Below are 14,720 nucleotides of genomic sequence, written 5' to 3' on the forward strand. Positions count from 1 at the left end.
AATATGTAAAACACGGTTTCATTATTTGGAACCTTAAAAGCTACAAAAATGGAAGCTAAGGGAGGAAACCATGCATTCCATGTTCACGCGTACAGCGGCGGCGCTGGCGGCCAGTGTGGCACTTGCCGCTCCGGTTGCGGCCGAGTTGACCGGCGAGCTGAGAATCTTTCTCGACACATCGAACCCGGCGCCGCGCGCGACGATGGAAGCGATGATCGAGCGGTTCGCGGCCAAGCACCCGGGACTTGAGATCGAAACCACAGTGATCGACCGCGAGGCCTACAAGACGCAGATCCGCAACTTCCTGACAGCGGACACGCCGGATGTAGCCACATGGTATGCGGCCAACCGAATGAAGCCCTATGTCGAAGCCGGGCTGTTCGAAGACGTCTCGGACCTGTGGGCCGAGCCGGAGATTGCCGACAATCTGGCATCCACCAAAGGCGCGATGACCATCGACGACAAACAATGGGGTGTGCCCTATACCTACTACCAGTGGGGTGTTTACTACCGCAAAGACATCTTTGATGAGCTGGGCCTGACCGAACCCACGACCTGGGAAGAAGAGCTGGCCAACTGCCAAAAGATCGTCGACTCGGGTCGCGCCTGCTATACCATCGGCACCAAGTTCCTGTGGACCGCCGGTGGCTGGTTCGACTACCTGAACATGCGCACCAACGGGTTCGACTTCCACAACCAACTCGCCAATGGTGAAATCAGCTGGGAAGACGACCGGGTCAAGCAGACCTTCGCCAACTGGAAACAGCTGATCGATATGGGCGCGTTCATCGACAATCACCAGACCTACAGCTGGCAGGAGGCCCTGCCCTTCATGGTCAACGGTGAAGCCGCCGCGTATCTGATGGGCAACTTCGCCGTCGCTCCGCTGCGCGAAGCTGGACTGACCGACGATCAATTGGACTTCTACCAGTTCGTCGCGATCAACCCCGATGTCGAACTGGCCGAAGACGCCCCGACCGACACGTTCCACATCCCGGCCAACGCATCGAACAAAGAAGCCGCGCGCGAGTTTCTGCGCTTCGCCGTCTCACCGGACGAACAGACCCAGATCAACAACGGCGCAAACCTCGGCCAGCTGCCCGTGAACGCGCAATCTGCGGTAGATGACGACAAGTTCCTGCAACAGGGCTTCGCCATGCTGTCGTCCAACAGCCCCGGTGGCGTCGCCCAATTCTGGGACCGCGACGCGCCTGCGGAAATGGCCAAAGTATCGATGGAAGGCTTCCAGGAGTTCATGGTCAAACCGGATAACGCCGACCGCATCCTGTCCAAACTGGAACGCGCCCGTCAGCGTATCTACGACAACTAAACCGGTCAGGCCGGGCCCAAGCCCGGCCTGTACCTCATCGTTCGTAAGGCGGGTGACAACCCGCATTACCCCTTTGACCTAAACCCTCGAGTATCAGCATGTCAGCCGTTGAAGTCCCCGAACAGGAAAGCTGGTTCCACCGCAACCAACAGCGCATCGCGCCCTGGCTGTTTCTGGCCCCCGGCCTTCTGTTCTTCATGGTCTATGTGATCATTCCGGTGTTCCAGTCCTTCAACCTGTCTTTGTACGAATGGGACGGGCTTGGGGCCGCCGAATATGTCGGGTTCAGAAACTACGAAGACCTCTATTGGGAATGGGTGGACCGGGATGCGTTTTACACCTCACTCAAAAACAACCTGATCTGGCTGATCCTGTATCTGGCGGCGATCCCGGCGGGTCTGTTCATTGCGCTGTTCCTGAACCAGACGGTCTGGGGCATCCGCCTTTATAAGTCGCTGTTTTTCTTTCCCTTCGTGATCTCACAGGTCGTCGTCGGCCTCGTGTTCACCTGGTTCTACGACCCGACATTCGGCCTGCTGAACGAATTCCTCAGCCTCTTCGGTCTCGGCCCGCTGAACGTTCTGGGTGACGAACGGTTCGTCACTTACGGCATCATCTTCGCCGGGCTCTGGCCACAGACGGCCTATTGCATGATCCTCTACCTCACCGGCCTGAACGCTGTGGACCCGGAACAGATCGAGGCCGGACGTCTGGACGGCGCAAAAGGTGGACGGATGCTGTGGCACATCATCCTGCCGCAACTGCGCCCCGCCACGTTCATCGCCTTTGTTGTTACCATCATCGGCGCGCTGCGCAGCTTCGACCTGATCTCGATCATGACCCAGGGCGGCCCCTTCGGTTCATCTCGCGTGCTGGCCTACTACATGTTCGAGGTCGCCCTGTCCGAATACGGCTTCCGCATGGGATACGGTGCCGCCATCGCGGTGATCCTGTTCCTCATCATGCTCTGCTTCATCGCCTATTTCTTGTGGTCGATGTATCGCGAAGAAAGGGGGCACTGAGATGTTTCCCAAACCTATAGAAAAACAATCCCGTACTGCGCAGATCAGCTATCAGGCCATGTTGCCGCTGGCCTTGCTGCTGTGGCTCGGACCCTTGCTGGCGGTCGCCCTGTTCTCGGTCAAACCGGCGGCGGATTTCACCAATGCAAACTACTGGGGCATGCCGTCCAGTTTTGAGGGCGCGTTCAACTATGGGCAGGTCTTCTTCAACTCGGACATGCCGCGCTATCTGCTGAACTCATTCCTGATCACCATCCCGACAGTGATCGGTTGTGTCGCGCTCAGCTGCATGACCGGCTTCGCGCTGGGGATTTACAAGTTCAGATCGAACCTCTGGATCTTCTTCATGTTCGTGGCGGGCAATTTCGTGCCCTTCCAGATCCTGATGGTTCCGGTCCGCGACCTGACTCTGCAACTGGGCCTCTACAACACCAAAACCGGCCTCGTGCTGTTCCACATCGCCTTCCAGACCGGGTTCTGCACGCTGTTCATGCGCAACTTCATCCGCGCGCTGCCCTTTGAACTGATCGAGGCCGCCCGCGTCGAAGGCATCACCGAATGGCGCATCTTCTGGTACGTGGTCCTGCCGCTGATGAAACCGGCCATCGCCGCGCTCAGCGTGCTGATCTTCACCTTCATCTGGAACGACTATTTCTGGGCCGTGGTTCTGACCCAAGGCGCTGAAAGCCAACCCGTCACCGCAGGGATCACCAGCTTCAACGCCCAATTCCGGGCCGCTTATCAGTTGATGAGCGCCGGCTCCATCGTCGCGGCCCTGCCGCCGGTGGCCATGTTCTTCCTCATGCAGAAACACTTCATTGCGGGCCTGACCCTCGGTGCCGTAAAATAACGTCAAACCAGAGGTTTGCCTCAATGACAAAGATCACCTTTATCGGAGCGGGCTCCACGATCTTCATGCAGAACATCGTGGGCGACGCTCTGCTGACCCCAGCACTGGCAAACAGCCACTTTGCCCTGATGGATATCGATCCCGAGCGTCTGGCCGAAAGCGAAGCTGTAGCCAAGGCAATGATCCGTTCAGTTGGAACCGGAGCAACTGTCACCACCCACACCGACCGCCGCGCGGCACTGGATGGGGCCGATTTCGTGATCACTGCATTTCAGGTCGGCGGGTACGATCCCTGCACGATCACCGACTTCGAAATCCCCAAACAATACGGCCTGCGCCAGACCATTGCCGATACATTGGGGGTCGGAGGCATCATGCGCGGTCTGCGCACGGTTCCGGTTCTGTGGGACGTGGCGCGCGACATGATGCAGCTCTGCCCCAATGCGACGCTGCTGCAATACGTCAACCCGATGGCGATCAACACCTGGGCGCTGGCCGCGCAGTTCCCTACGCTGAAACATGTAGGCCTTTGCCACTCGGTCCAGAATACGGTCGAGGAACTGGCGCATGACCTTGACCTGCCCAAGGGCGACTTCCGTTACAAGGTTGCCGGCGTCAATCACGTCGCCTTCTTCCTGAAACTCGAACATCGGGGTCGCGATCTCTACCCTTCGCTGCGGCAAGGGTACGCCAGCGGCCAGATCCCCAAGGCTCCGTTGCTGATGCCGCGGTGCCCCAACAAGGTGCGATACGAGGTGATGGACCATCTCGGTTATTTCTGCACCGAAAGCTCCGAGCACCTGGCCGAATACGTCCCGTGGTTCATCAAGGACGGACGGCAGGACCTGATCGAGCAATTCTCGATTCCGCTGGATGAATACCCCACCCGCTGCATCGAGCAGGTCGCCAGTTGGAAGGAACAGGCCAAAACCCTGACCGACGGGCGCGATATCGAGGTGACCCGCAGCCACGAATTTGCCGCCGACCTGATGAACGCCATCGTCACCGACACGCCCTATGCGGCCTATGGCAACTTGCCGAACACCGGTCAAATCCCGCAGCTGCCCTTGGGCGCGGTGGTGGAAACACCCTGTCTAGTGGACAGCAATGGCGTACAGCCCTCGGTCGTCACCGACATTCCACCCCAGCTGATTGCGCTGATGCGGACGCAGATCAACGTGCAGGAACTGACAGTTCGGGCGCTGGTCGACCAGAACCCGGAATACATCTATCACGCCGCCATGATGGACCCGCACACCGCCGCCGAGCTGGACTTACGCCAGATCCGCAATTTGGTGACGGACCTTCTAACCGCACATTCAGACTGGTTGCCTGACTGGTGCCAGCCCGCCAAAGCCGCTTGAAAGGGCTCAGCGAATGACTAAGAAACGCCGTTCACAGCATTGGTATGGAAAGCTCGACAAAGACGGGTTCATCCACCGCTCGTGGATGAAAAACCAGGGCTTCCCCGATCACGCCTTTGACGGACGCCCCATTATTGGCATCTGCAACACTTGGTCGGAACTCACCCCCTGCAACTCGGGCCTGCGCGATCTGGCCGAGGGTGTGAAACGCGGTGTGTGGGAGGCCGGAGGCTTCCCGGTCGAGTTCCCCGTCATGTCACTGGGCGAGACCCAGATGAAGCCCACCGCCATGCTGTTCCGCAACCTGCTGGCAATGGATGTCGAAGAGTCGATCCGCGCTTATGGCATTGACGGCGTCGTCCTGCTGGGCGGCTGTGACAAGACCACGCCGGGGCAGTTGATGGGCGCGACCTCGGTCGATCTGCCGTCAATCGTGGTCAGTTCCGGCCCGATGCTGAACGGCAAGTATCGCGGGCAGGATATCGGTTCGGGCACGGATGTGTGGAAATTCTCCGAAGCCGTCCGCGCCGGAGAGATGACCCTGCAGGACTTCATGAATGCCGAATCCGGCATGTCCCGCAGCGCAGGCGTCTGCATGACTATGGGCACGGCCAGCACAATGGCGTCGCTGGTCGAAGCAATGGGCATGAGCTTGCCCACCAACGCCGCCCTGCCCGCCGTCGACGCTCGCCGCATGGCGCTGGCGCATCTGACCGGCAAACGGATCGTCGAGATGGTGGACGAAGACCTGAAACCGTCGGATATCCTGACCAAGGAAGCGTTTGAAAATGCCATCCTTGCCAATGCTGCCGTGGGCGGGTCGACCAATGCGGTGGTTCACCTTCTGGCTCTGGCCGGCCGTGTGGGCGTGGACCTGACGCTCAAGGATTTCGAGATTGGTTCGGAAATTCCGCTGCTGGTGAACTGTATGCCTTCGGGCAAATACCTGATGGAGGATTTCTGCTATGCAGGCGGCGTGCCGGTCGTTCTGAAAGAACTCAAATCCTTCCTGCGCCCGTCCAAAACCGTCCTCAACAAGGACATCTCGGCCCATTATGAAGGCGCCGAGTGTTTCAACACAGATGTCATCCGCCCCTTTGATGAGCCGGTGAAACCGGCCGCGGGCCTTCGTGTCCTGCACGGCAATCTGGCCCCGAACGGCGCCATCGTAAAACCCTCGGCGGCGACGGATGAATTGTTGGAAACCGAGGCCGAGGCTTATGTTTTCGAAAATATCGAAGACCTGAAAGCTAATATCGACCGCGACGACCTGCCGGTGACACCCGAGACCATTCTGGTGCTCAAGGGCTGCGGCCCCAAGGGTTATCCGGGGATGCCCGAGGTCGGCAACATGCCGATCCCGGCCAAGCTGGTGAAGGAAGGTGTGCGCGACATGATCCGTATCTCGGACGCGCGCATGTCCGGCACCGCCTATGGTACCGTCATCCTGCATGTCAGCCCCGAAGCGCAGGCAGGCGGCACGCTGGCACTGGTCAAAACCGGTGACCGCATCCGGGTTTCCGCCAGCAAGGGCAAGCTGGAACTGTTGGTCGATCAAAAGGAACTGGACGCCCGTCGCGCCACGTGGCAACCGGATGACCCGCATTACACACGCGGTTATGCGAAACTCTATATCGACCACGTGCTGCAGGCCGATCAGGGCGCGGACCTTGATTTTCTTGTCGGCAAAGACACCCGCCTTGTGACCAGAGAGAGCCACTGATGGATCAACCAGCCACTTTCCACGATCTCAACGGGGCTTCGGTCTATATCACCGGCGGTGGGTCCGGTGTAGGCGCTGCCTTGACGGATGGTTTCATGGCGCAAGGGGCCAACGTCGCGTTCATTGGCCGTTCTGACGCCAGCGGGTTCGTCGAAGAGATGCGCGACAAACACGGCCGCGCGCCCCTGTTCATGCAAGGCGACATGACCGACACCGAGCTGCTTCACGTCACCATGCAAAAAGCCGCCGAGGCGCATGGCCCACTGAACGTGCTGATCAACAACGCCGCTAATGACAAACGCCATTCGCTGGACGAAACCACCACCAAATTCTGGGACTGGATGATCGAGGTGAACCTCAAGGCTTATTTCTTTGCCTGTCAGGAGGCCGCGCGCCAGATGCAGGGCAAGGGTGGGGCGATCATCAATTTCAGTTCTATCAGCTATATGATGGGCAATGCAGGCTACCCGATCTACACCACCTCAAATGCCGGGATCACCGGTATGACGCGATCCTTGGCGCGCGAGCTGGGGCCGCAGAACATCCGCGTCAATGCGCTGGCTCCGGGCTGGGTTCTGACGCAGAAACAGCTGGACATGTGGGCCACGCCCGAAGATCTGGCCGCGCATTTGGACCGTCAATGCCTGAAAGAACACCTGACGCCCGAGGATATGGTCGCGCCGACCTTGTTTCTGGCCTCGGACGCCAGCCGCGCGATGACCGGACAATGCATGGCCGTCGATGGCGGCGTTGTCGTAACGGGGTAAAGCCATGAGTACGGAATGGATTGCAGTCGATTGGGGAACCTCGCATCTGCGGGCCTGGGCAATGCAGGGTGATGCGGTGCTGGATCAGGCGCAGTCGGACAAAGGCATGGCAAGGGTGGACAAAGGCGGGTTTCAAGCCGCGCTGTTCGAACTGATCGAAGGCTGGCTGGGCACGGCGCCGCTTGACGTGGTCGCCTGTGGAATGGTGGGCGCGCGGCAGGGCTGGGTCGAAGCCCCCTATTCCGCCGTTCCGTGTGAGCCAACGCCGGTTGCGCCGTTTCGTGTTCCCGGCACCGACCCCCGCATTCGCGCCTTCGTGGTGCCCGGTCTGAAACAAACGGCACCACCCGATGTCATGCGCGGCGAAGAAACCCAGATCGCCGGGTTTCTGGCCTCGCGTCAGAACTGGGACGGGGTGATCTGCCTGCCCGGCACCCACACCAAATGGGTGCAGGTCAGCGCCGGAGAGGTCGTCAGTTTCCGCACCTTCATGACCGGAGAAATGTTCGATCTGTTGGCCGGGCAATCAGTGCTGAAACACTCGGTTGGTCAGGGCTGGGACGACGCCGCCTTTGCCGAGGCTGCCGCAGATACACTGTCCAAACCCGAACAACTGGCCGCGCGACTGTTTGGCCTGCGCGCCGCTGACCTGTTGCAAGGCCAGGATGGCGGCATCACGAGGGCGCAGCTTTCAGGCTTTCTGATCGGCGCGGAACTGGCTGCGACCCGCCCCTATTGGCTGGGGCAGCAACTGGCGATCATCGGGGCCGAGGGACTCACGGACATCTACGCCAAGGCCCTGCAACAACAGGGCGCGTTTGTCGAAACCGCCGACAGCACGCACTGCACACTGGCCGGCCTGCTACAGGCCCGCAACCTGACGAGGCAAGCCGCATGAGCCGTCCCATCATCGCCATTCTGCGCGGTCTGCGCCCGTCTGATGCCGCCGCCACCGGGCAGGCCCTGATCGACGCCGGGATCGACAAGATCGAAGTGCCGTTGAACTCACCCGATCCGCTGGAGTCGATTGGTATTCTGGCCGAACAGTTCGGCGACCGGGCCCTGATCGGAGCAGGCACCGTTCTGACATCGGATCAGGTGGACGCGGTGACCAAGGTTGGCGGCAGGCTGATCGTGTCGCCGAACTGCGACGCGCAGGTTATCTCGCACACCCATCAACTGGGTCTGGAAAGCTGGCCCGGCATCTTTACCCCGACCGAGGCCTTTGCGGCCCTCAAGGCCGGAGCCTCTGGCCTGAAACTCTTTCCCGGTGCTCTGGCCGGTCCGGCGGGGCTGTCCGCGCTGCGCGCGGTGTTGCCCAAGGGTACGCTGGTCTATGCCGTCGGAGGCGCCGGGCCCGAGAACTTCGACCAATGGATCAAGGCCGGCGCCGACGGGTTCGGCATCGGATCGGCGTTGTTCAAGCCCGGCATGGCCATCTCTGAGGTCGCAGATCTCGCCGCGCGGATCGTGGCCGCCTATGATGAGGCCGCCGGATGAGCATCGTCTACGACGACTGCCCTTGCGAACTGGGCGAGGGGCCGCTTTGGCATCCTGAGCGGCAACAGCTTTTCTGGTTCGATATCATCGGCAAACGCCTGATGACGCGGGAAAACGGCGAACACCAAAGCTGGCAGTTCGACGAACATGTTTCGGCTGCGGGCTGGGTCGACCGGGACACGCTGTTGATCGCCTCTGAAACCGGGCTTTGGCGATTCAGCCTGAAGACCGGGCAGAAAAGGCTGATATCCCCGCTTGAGGCGGGCAACCCGATCACCCGCTCGAATGACGGGCGCGCGGACCCGTGGGGCGGGTTCTGGATCGGCACGATGGGAAAAAATGCCGAACCCGGCGCAGGTGCGATCTATCGGTACTGGCAGGGAGAATTGCGGCAACTGGTGCCAAACGTCACGATATCGAATGCGATCTCTTTCGCTCCGGATCGGTACTGCGCCTATTACGCGGATACAGTCACGAAACAGGTCATGCGCTGGCCTTTGAACCCGGAAACCGGCTGGCCCGAGGGCGAAAGCACGGTTTTCCTCAATCTGCGAGCCGAGGGGCTGAACCCGGATGGCGCTGTGGTCGACGCAGATGGCAACATCTGGATCGCCCAATGGGGTGCGAACCGCGTGGCGGCCTATACTCCTGCGGGCCAGTTCCTGACGGCCGTCGCGTTTGAGGCAGCTCATACTTCCTGCCCCGCGTTCGGAGGTGATGACCTGACGACCTTGTTCTGCACCACCGCCCGCGAGGGCCTGGATGCAGAGACATTGGCCAACCACCCAACCAATGGCATGACCTTTGCCGCCCCCGGCGCTGGCAAGGGACAGGCCGAGCACAGAGTCCTTCTATGAAGCCCGAACTTGGCGTTTGCTACTATCCCGAACACTGGCCCGAAGAGATGTGGGCCGAGGACGCCGCCCGCATGGTGGAAATCGGCCTGACATGGGTGCGGATCGGTGAGTTTGCCTGGAACCGGATGGAACCGAGCCCCGGCGATCTGCAATTCGATTGGCTGGATCGCGCGATTGAGGTGTTGGGGACTGCAGGGTTGAAGGTGGTACTGGGCACGCCCACGGCGACACCACCGCGTTGGATGCTGGACAAACACCCCGCCATGCTGGCCGTGGATGCACAGGGGCAGCCGCGCAAATTCGGCTCGCGCAGGCATTATTGCTTTAGCCACCAGGGCTATATCGCCGAGTGTGAGCGGATTGCCCGGATCATGGGGGACCGCTACGGGCACAACCCGCATATCGCGGCATGGCAGATCGACAACGAATATGGCTGCCACGAGACCACGGTCAGCTACAGCCAACCGGCCTTGCAGGCGTTTCGGCGGTGGCTGGCGGATCAGTATGGCTCGGTTGAAGTGCTGAATGCGGCCTGGGGCAATGTATTCTGGGCGATGGAATACGACAGCTTTGATCAGATCGACTTGCCCAACCTGACCGTGACCGAGCCGAACCCCGCCCACGTTCTGGCCTTTCGCCGTTTCAGCTCGGATCAGGTGGCGGTGTTCAACAAGGTGCAGGTGGATGTGCTGCGGCCGCTGACCGATGCGCCGCTGCTGCATAACTATATGGGGCGGATACTGGATTTCGACCATTTCAAGGTCGGTGAGGATCTGGATATCGCCACATGGGACAGTTACCCGATCGGCTTCCTGTCCGACCGGCTTGAGGCCGACGAAGCACATAAAACCGCGTTCCTGCAGCAGGGCGATCCCGACATGCAGGCCTTTCACCACGACCTCTACCGCGCTGTTGGGCGCGGGCGCTGGTGGGTGATGGAACAACAACCCGGCCCAGTGAATTGGGCGCCTTATAATCCCGCCCCCCTACCCGGCATGGTGCGCCTGTGGTCGCTTGAGGCGGTGGCGCATGGGGCCGAGGTGGTCAGCTATTTCCGCTGGCGGCAAGCCCCGTTCGGACAGGAACAGATGCACGCGGGCTTGTTGACCCCGAACAACGCCCCCGCCCCGGCCTTGGCCGAGGCCCGTCAAACCGCCGGAGACTTGGCAGGGCTGGGCGCGGTCACCCAGACACAGGCAGACGTGGCCATTCTGTTCGATTACGCGTCGGACTGGGCCTGGACCACGCAACCACAAGGGGCGGGGTTCAACTATTTCCGGCTGGTCTTCTCGGCCTATCGTGCACTGCGCCGGGCCGGGTTTTCGGTGGATATCCTCTCGGCGTCCCAAACACCCGAGACAGGATACAAACTGATCCTCGCCCCCGGGCTGGCCACTTTGGACGATAAGGCAGAACAACATCTGAGCGACCTGACACTCTATGGCCCCCGCAGCGGAGCCATCACGCGCGACTTTCAGATCCCCAAAACGCGCCCCGGCCTGACCGAACTGAACTGCGAAGTTGAACTGGTCGAAACCCTGCCCCCAAACATACGCCGCGAAGTCGTTGGCGGCGGCGCGGCCCAGCACTGGATTGATCACCTGTCAGGCAACGCCCCGGACCTGCTGTCCTATGCCAACGGGGCATCTGCCCTGAAGGGCGAGAACGGCATTTGGTATTTGTCAGGCTTCCCGGATGAAGTTCTTTGGGATCGAGTGATCTCAATGGCTGCGCAAGAGGTTGGGCTGACCCTGCATCCGCTGCCTGCAGGGTTGCGGCGGCGTGAGACTGAACAGCACGTTTTCCTGATCAACTACACCTCCGCCCCCGTGTCGTGGAACGGGCATGAGATCGATGCGTGCGACGTGCTGATCCTGAAAAAGGACGCGCCCGAAGAGGGGTAACTCTCCGGGCGCGTGGGTTTCGCTCAGGCGTGACGCTTAGTCATCGCTTTGCAGGCTGTTGGGATCGAAAGCCCCGCCGAACCCGCCATTGCCGGCAGGCGGCGTTTCGGGTTCCGGTTCGCCCTCTTCAGCGTCACCGCCCAAGGTGTTCGGGGCAAACACGTTACCGAAACCAGAGTTATTGGTGCCGGTGTCTGGCTCCGCTTCCTCTTCCGTTGTTCCGGGTTGTAGATCACCGGGCTCAAACACACCTTCAAAGCGCTGTTTGCGTTCTTCCTCACGCAGTCTGCGCTGTTCTTCGCGCTGCTTGCGCAGCTCATCGATGCGCTGCTGGGCTTCCAGTTGCTTCTGCTCCCGTACGTCGGCGATGCATTGCGCCGGGTTGTAAGCCGTCGCGGTGCCGATCACGGTGATGGTGGCCACGGCGAACACAACTACAAGAACCGCTGCCATGTTGCCGGAGAAGAAGCTGGGCAGTTTGATCTTGCCCGCCAGCTCCTCGACCGTGGCATTCTTGCGCGCGGCGGCAACCAGCTCCTGCCGTTTCAGCTTGGCTTCGTTCAACAGGGCGAAGAACACGGTCAGCGCCACGATGATGAAGGCCAGAGCGGAAATCGACGGCGTGATGCCGTATCGCACCTTTTGCGCCAGTTCGATGGTCAGCGTCGGGTATTCACCAAAGGTGAAAGTGGTGGTGTTGTAGTTCTCGAACGAAGCGAGGAACGCCAGCACCGCCGCCGATGCAATCGCCGGACGCATGAAGGGCAGCAGGATTTTACGGAACGCCTGCGCGTGGGACGCCCCGAGGTCCAGTGCCGCTTCAGTCAGGGCGATGTCATACCGCTGCAGCCGCGCCACCAGCACCAGCATGCAATAGCTGGCGATAAAGGTGGATTGGCCGATCACCGTCAGGAAGATGCCGTTGGACAGGAAACTGTCCGCACCCAGCCCCAGCATCCGGTTGATCCGGTCCCAGAACACCAGGGTCGAGATACCCAGAACCACGCCCGGGATCAGGATCGGCGCGATGATGACCGTGTAATAGGTCGCGCGCAACTTGGGCCAGATCTGCGTCAGCATCAGAGCGCCCGCCAGACCCATCGCTACCGACAGAACAACCGTCCCGGCGCCGATGATCAGCGAGTTCTTGATGCCGTTCAGGATACGCTGATCCTGAAACAGCTCACCAAACCATTGGAAGGTCAGGCATTCCCACGGCGTCATCCTCGGGAAAGCCGAAGAGTTGAAGGCCGTGACCGACATGATCACCAGCGGGCCCAGCAGGTACAGGAAGAAGATCGCCAGATAGACCCAGATGCTTACACGAAGGAAGGAATTGTTCATTTCCCGATATCCCCCATGTTCACCTTGAACAGGCGCATCATTGCCAGCACGAACAGGATACAGGTCACCAGCAGCACGATGGCGTAGGCGGCCCCCTGCGGCCAGTCATTGTTGTCGTTGAATTGCTGATAGATCAGTTGTGTGAACCATAGCGACGAAGGCCCGCCCAGAATCTGTGGTGCAGCCAGCGCACCTGCGGACAGCATGAAGACCATGGTACAGCCCGAGCTGATGCCCGGTTTGGCATAAGGGATCACAACCCGCCAATGAATCCGCCACCATGGCGCTCCCAGATCCCGTGCGGCCTCGATCTGGTTGCCATCCAGACTTTCTATCACATTGTACATCGGGAAGATCATCAGCAGGATGTAGGCGTACCCCAAACCGGCATAGAGCGCGATGTCATTTCGAATGAAGTCAAACGGCGTGTCCCAGATGCCCAAACCCATGAACAGAGTGTTCAGCACGCCGGTCTCGCCGAAGATAATCCGCAATGCAAAGGCCCGCAGGATCTCGTTAATCCAGTAGGGAATAATCAGCATGATCGCGAAGATGCGAATATGATTGCCCTTGGACTGACCCAGATAATAGGCAATCGGATAGCAGATGATCAGGTTGAAGATCGTCACACACACGGCCGCAAGCAGCGTGCGGAAAAATACGCGCAGATCGACTGCGTTATAGTCCTGACTACCGCCTTCCGGGCCGTAGATCAGGTATTTGTAGTTCTCCAGCGTGTAGACGTCCTTTGGCCCGCCGATCTCTGGCGGCGGCAGATTCGGACGGAAGGAGAAATCGAGCATCGACAGCTGCGGCAGGATGATCAGGCCGATGGTCCAGAACAGGACCAAACCCAATATCGCCAGCCCCATGCCGGCGCCGTTGCGGTTGAAGAAGTCCTTCAGAAAACGGGGCATGTGGTCGTCCCCCTATTCCGCGGCCAGTTCACCCGCCGGAACCAAAACCGCGTTCTGGGTTTCATATTCCAGCGTGATGTTCTGTCCGGTGTGGTCCTGAAAGGACTGACCGTGGTTCGGGATCGACACTTTGATTTCTTTGCCGCCTTCGCCTTCGGTGAAGATGTTAAAGACGTTGCCTTCGAACTCCTCGTGGTTCACCCGAGCAGTGACAAAGTGATCGCCGGTGGCGCCGTCGGGCGCGATGGCCAGGGCCTCGGGGCGGATGAACATCATGGCGTCGTCGCCCACTTTCATCTTGCCCTGATTGGCCGTCGAAATCCGCGCGACCAGATCGCCCGAGCGGTTGGTCTCGATCAGCGCCTCACTGCCCATGACCTGCTTGATCTTGCCACGGAACACGTTGTTTTCGCCCACGAATGAGGCCGCAAAGGCGGTGTTGGGGTCGTTATAAATCGTCTTGCCATCCGCGATCTGATCAATCACCCCCGCCCGCATGACGGCGATGTTGTCCGACATGGTCAGCGCTTCGCCCTGATCGTGCGTGATGTAGATGAAGGTGATGCCAACCCGTTGCTGAATTTCACGCAGTTCGGTCCGCATGTGCTGACGCAGCTTGAGGTCGAGTGCCGACAGCGGTTCATCCAGCAACAGCACATCAGGCTCGGCGCACAAAGCACGTGCAATCGCAACACGCTGACGCTGACCGCCCGAAAGTTCACTGGGCAGCTTGTCGCCCTGCCCCGGCAGCGCGATCATGTCCAGCAACTCGTCGGCGCGCTTGCGCCGTTCCTTGGCATTGGCGCCGTTGATTTCCATCGAGAACGTGATGTTCTCCCACACTTTCATCAGCGGGAACAACGCCAGGTTCTGAAAGATCAGGGCAGTCGGGCGTTTGTTAGGCCCGATGCCCTGCATGTCGTTGCCGCCGATCAGAACCCGGCCCTCGCTTGGGTCCAGAAACCCGGACACTGCGCGCAGGATCGTTGTCTTGCCGCAGCCCGAGGGGCCAAGGAACGAAAAGAAATCGCCCCCGTTGATATTCACATTGGCGTCCCGCACGGCGACAAAGTCACCGAAACGGATCCACAGATTTTCAAGATCTACACCGACCCCTGCACTCATTTTTGGTATCTCCGTCA

Annotated in this window: 13 protein-coding genes; 10 read left to right on the forward strand and 3 right to left on the reverse strand. The window is 60.1% G+C overall.

Features of this window, described 5'->3' with window-relative positions; genetic code table 11:
- Positions 1–70 precede the first annotated feature (70 nt).
- From GOX88_RS11980 to GOX88_RS12025, 10 genes are all read left to right on the forward strand, one after another.
- Complete coding sequence (locus GOX88_RS11980; protein ID WP_170401765.1) at positions 71–1,330, forward strand: ABC transporter substrate-binding protein; 1,260 nt, start codon at positions 71–73, stop codon at positions 1,328–1,330.
- A gap of 98 nt (positions 1,331–1,428) precedes the next feature.
- A complete protein-coding gene (locus GOX88_RS11985; protein ID WP_170401768.1) occupies positions 1,429–2,352 on the forward strand; it encodes a carbohydrate ABC transporter permease in 924 nt (307 codons plus the stop codon).
- Between the two features lies 1 nt (position 2,353).
- Positions 2,354–3,202 carry a carbohydrate ABC transporter permease gene (locus tag GOX88_RS11990; RefSeq protein WP_170401771.1) on the forward strand — a complete coding sequence of 283 codons (849 nt, stop codon included), beginning with the start codon at positions 2,354–2,356 and terminating at the stop codon, positions 3,200–3,202.
- 23 nt (positions 3,203–3,225) lie between these two features.
- Entirely contained in the window at positions 3,226–4,566 is a 1,341-nt protein-coding gene (locus GOX88_RS11995) for an alpha-glucosidase/alpha-galactosidase (RefSeq protein WP_170401774.1), read from the forward strand.
- Positions 4,567–4,579: 13 nt separating this feature from the next.
- Entirely contained in the window at positions 4,580–6,289 is a 1,710-nt protein-coding gene (locus GOX88_RS12000; RefSeq protein ID WP_170401777.1) for an IlvD/Edd family dehydratase, read from the forward strand.
- Positions 6,289–7,056, forward strand: coding sequence for an SDR family NAD(P)-dependent oxidoreductase (locus GOX88_RS12005; protein ID WP_170401779.1), 768 nt, complete (start codon positions 6,289–6,291; stop codon positions 7,054–7,056). Before GOX88_RS12000 ends, GOX88_RS12005 begins: the two co-directional genes overlap by 1 nt.
- 4 nt (positions 7,057–7,060) lie before the next feature.
- Entirely contained in the window at positions 7,061–7,954 is an 894-nt protein-coding gene (locus GOX88_RS12010; RefSeq protein ID WP_170401782.1) for a 2-dehydro-3-deoxygalactonokinase, read from the forward strand.
- Positions 7,951–8,556 (forward strand): 2-dehydro-3-deoxy-6-phosphogalactonate aldolase, encoded by a 606-nt coding sequence (locus tag GOX88_RS12015; protein ID WP_170401785.1) that lies wholly within the window; start codon positions 7,951–7,953, stop codon positions 8,554–8,556. Before GOX88_RS12010 ends, GOX88_RS12015 begins: the two co-directional genes overlap by 4 nt.
- Positions 8,553–9,413 carry an SMP-30/gluconolactonase/LRE family protein gene (locus GOX88_RS12020; protein WP_170401789.1) on the forward strand — a complete coding sequence of 287 codons (861 nt, stop codon included), beginning with the start codon at positions 8,553–8,555 and terminating at the stop codon, positions 9,411–9,413. The genes GOX88_RS12015 and GOX88_RS12020 overlap by 4 nt, the downstream gene beginning before the upstream one ends.
- Entirely contained in the window at positions 9,410–11,317 is a 1,908-nt protein-coding gene (locus tag GOX88_RS12025; RefSeq protein WP_170401792.1) for a beta-galactosidase, read from the forward strand. Before GOX88_RS12020 ends, GOX88_RS12025 begins: the two co-directional genes overlap by 4 nt.
- A 36-nt stretch (positions 11,318–11,353) precedes the next feature.
- Here the strand turns inward: GOX88_RS12025 and GOX88_RS12030 are convergent, their stop codons facing one another.
- The 3 genes from GOX88_RS12030 to GOX88_RS12040 are packed head-to-tail and all read right to left on the reverse strand — an operon-like array spanning position 11,354 to position 14,703.
- Positions 11,354–12,661: an ABC transporter permease gene (locus GOX88_RS12030; RefSeq protein ID WP_170401794.1), complete on the reverse strand. Its 1,308-nt coding sequence runs from the start codon at positions 12,659–12,661 to the stop codon at positions 11,354–11,356.
- Entirely contained in the window at positions 12,658–13,578 is a 921-nt protein-coding gene (locus GOX88_RS12035; protein ID WP_170401797.1) for an ABC transporter permease, read from the reverse strand. The genes GOX88_RS12030 and GOX88_RS12035 overlap by 4 nt, the downstream gene beginning before the upstream one ends.
- 12 nt (positions 13,579–13,590) lie before the next feature.
- Positions 13,591–14,703: an ABC transporter ATP-binding protein gene (locus GOX88_RS12040; protein ID WP_170401800.1), complete on the reverse strand. Its 1,113-nt coding sequence runs from the start codon at positions 14,701–14,703 to the stop codon at positions 13,591–13,593.
- Between the last annotated feature and the right edge of the window lie 17 nt (positions 14,704–14,720).

This window comes from Ruegeria arenilitoris, from assembly GCF_013030985.1.
Taxonomy (GTDB): Bacteria; Pseudomonadota; Alphaproteobacteria; order Rhodobacterales; family Rhodobacteraceae; genus Ruegeria; species Ruegeria arenilitoris_B.

What these genes read in the sequence shown, in the direction of transcription:
- GOX88_RS12000 (WP_170401777.1), top strand. Translation starts at nt 4,580, where the DNA reads ATGACTAAGAAACGCCGTTCACAGCATTGGTATGGAAAGCTCGACAAA.
- GOX88_RS12010 (WP_170401782.1), top strand. Translation starts at nt 7,061, where the DNA reads ATGAGTACGGAATGGATTGCAGTCGATTGGGGAACCTCGCATCTGCGG.
- GOX88_RS12040 (WP_170401800.1), bottom strand. Translation starts at nt 14,703, where the DNA reads ATGAGTGCAGGGGTCGGTGTAGATCTTGAAAATCTGTGGATCCGTTTC.
- GOX88_RS12005 (WP_170401779.1), top strand. Translation starts at nt 6,289, where the DNA reads ATGGATCAACCAGCCACTTTCCACGATCTCAACGGGGCTTCGGTCTAT.
- GOX88_RS12035 (WP_170401797.1), bottom strand. Translation starts at nt 13,578, where the DNA reads ATGCCCCGTTTTCTGAAGGACTTCTTCAACCGCAACGGCGCCGGCATG.
- GOX88_RS12025 (WP_170401792.1), top strand. Translation starts at nt 9,410, where the DNA reads ATGAAGCCCGAACTTGGCGTTTGCTACTATCCCGAACACTGGCCCGAA.
- GOX88_RS12030 (WP_170401794.1), bottom strand. Translation starts at nt 12,661, where the DNA reads ATGAACAATTCCTTCCTTCGTGTAAGCATCTGGGTCTATCTGGCGATC.
- GOX88_RS11990 (WP_170401771.1), top strand. Translation starts at nt 2,354, where the DNA reads ATGTTTCCCAAACCTATAGAAAAACAATCCCGTACTGCGCAGATCAGC.
- GOX88_RS12015 (WP_170401785.1), top strand. Translation starts at nt 7,951, where the DNA reads ATGAGCCGTCCCATCATCGCCATTCTGCGCGGTCTGCGCCCGTCTGAT.
- GOX88_RS11995 (WP_170401774.1), top strand. Translation starts at nt 3,226, where the DNA reads ATGACAAAGATCACCTTTATCGGAGCGGGCTCCACGATCTTCATGCAG.
- GOX88_RS11980 (WP_170401765.1), top strand. Translation starts at nt 71, where the DNA reads ATGCATTCCATGTTCACGCGTACAGCGGCGGCGCTGGCGGCCAGTGTG.
- GOX88_RS11985 (WP_170401768.1), top strand. Translation starts at nt 1,429, where the DNA reads ATGTCAGCCGTTGAAGTCCCCGAACAGGAAAGCTGGTTCCACCGCAAC.
- GOX88_RS12020 (WP_170401789.1), top strand. Translation starts at nt 8,553, where the DNA reads ATGAGCATCGTCTACGACGACTGCCCTTGCGAACTGGGCGAGGGGCCG.